The organism is Desulfosarcina cetonica JCM 12296, assembly GCF_001311845.1.
Taxonomy (GTDB): domain Bacteria; phylum Desulfobacterota; class Desulfobacteria; order Desulfobacterales; family Desulfosarcinaceae; genus Desulfosarcina; species Desulfosarcina cetonica.
In genome coordinates this window covers 1-1,808 of record NZ_BBCC01000418.1, presented here as the reverse complement: position 1 = coordinate 1,808, position 1,808 = coordinate 1, and the positions used below count along the sequence as shown (strand labels likewise).

The 1,808-nt window shown below is 65.2% G+C and carries 1 protein-coding gene; it reads right to left on the bottom strand.

Going from position 1 to position 1,808, the window contains the following annotated elements; genetic code table 11:
• Positions 1 to 1,808, bottom strand: a 1,808-nt coding sequence (locus tag JCM12296_RS34545) for an acyl-CoA dehydratase activase-related protein (protein WP_246805317.1), incomplete at both ends; no start/stop codon positions are given.

Here is a 1,808-nt window from a genome sequence, read left to right as displayed (position 1 = left end):
CACTGGGCCTCCAAGCCGGCCAGGGCGGCCTCGGGATGGGCGGCATTGGCCAGGAGCATGGCGCGGACATCTTCCATGATATCGCTGATGATCACCGCCTGCCAGCTGCGGTGGTGGAGCCGGCGACTGACCCCCTGGTAGCCATCCGCGGAATCCAGGGAGAAGAGGGCCACGTCGGGGATGGCCTGTTGGCGGATCAAATCCTCCATGAAAATCCGGTATTGGCCGAAGCGGCAGGGGCCGGCGCCGGTGGCCATGAAATAGACCAGCACCTCGCCGGGTTGACGATTGGTTTCGAGATGGGCGAGCAGGCTGCCCGTGGTCAGGAGCAGTGGCAGGCACGCCTTGCAGGAGGCGTTGGCGCGACCCTTCTTCAGGACACCCATACCGGCAGGCGGTGCGGATGTACTGCGGATGCCCTCCCCGGCGAAAGCAGCCGCCAGGGCCTGGGAAGCCAGGCGCCCCATGGAGGGAAAGAGCAGGCTGACCCGGGGATCGCTCAACGGCAGCCAGCGTTGGTCGGAGGTGGTGACCCCGAGTTGATTTTCTTTTACGTGGCAGCGGGCCGGTTGGAACGGCGGAGGGGCCGGCTGTCGGTGCTGCGTTCCACGTGCAGGGTCGGTCTGAAGATGGCGCCAGGCCGCCACCACATCCAGGAAGGCCTCGATGCGTGTTTCCAAACCGGCATCGGCCGTGTGGCTGTCCAGCTCCAGCGTCAGCGAGGGCTTGGCGCCCATGATGTCGCGAAAGTAGCCGATAATGAACGCGTCTGGACCGCAAGAGAAGTTGGTGATGTAGACGCCGAACAATTGGGGATGGGCGGCCACCAGGCGGGCGGCCTGCAGGATACCCTGCCCCATGCCCCAGTACATGTGGCGTTTGGCCGGCCAACCGTCCAGGGGAAGACCATCCAGCGGCATGACTGGAATGCCCCGGGAGGCCAGCTTGCGCGGAATGCCCATGTGCGCGTCGTCCGTCCAGGCATTGTAAGGCCGGCCGAAGATGACGACGGCCATGCGCCGGGGATCCTCGGCCAGTTCGGCGAGCGTTTGTGCGCCGATGCGGCGGTTTTGTTTGACGCAGCCCTGCTGGGCCCGCAGGGCAAGGGCAAACGCCTCGCCGGCCTTTTTTTCGGGGACACCCATTTGCACCGCCATCTCCACCAGCGGATCACGGGCGGCACCAAGGCCGGTGTTCAGTTCCAGCACGGGTGACAGCACCCGGCGGTGGTCGATGCCGGCTTGGGACAAATGGCGTCGGAAGGTGGTTTTCAGAAAATAGGGTTCTCCCTGCACGAACGGACAGGGTACGGCAGGGGGCAATCCATCCAGGCCGGGCAGGGTCTTGAGATGGGGCAGAAACAGGTAGTCCGGCGGCGTTGGCTGATCGATCAGGTCCTGGAAATAGCCGTGGGCGAGTTCGGCGGGATAGCAGAAGGCGGCACCCCGTTGGGCGATCCCCGCCGGCGAGGGGCGTTCGGGCACCCGCACGGTGAACCCCATCCCCTCGAAAAAGGCCTTGTACAGCGGGAAAAAGGCGTGGAACAGAAAGCTGCGATTGATTCCCACCGTGGGGTGTTGTCCGGCCATGGCGGAATCATCGGAACGGATGGTGTCAGAAAACCCGAAGATCGCCTCGCGCCGCTTGACCCGATCCAGGGCGGCGACATCCACGCGGATACGTCGCTGCAGGTTGTAATAGCGATTGCAGGCGCCGCCGAAGGGAATCCGCCGGCCATCGACATGCACCATGCGATCTCGCAGCGGCGGTCGCAGCCGCTGCGACCGCCCCGGCAGATGAACCGCCGG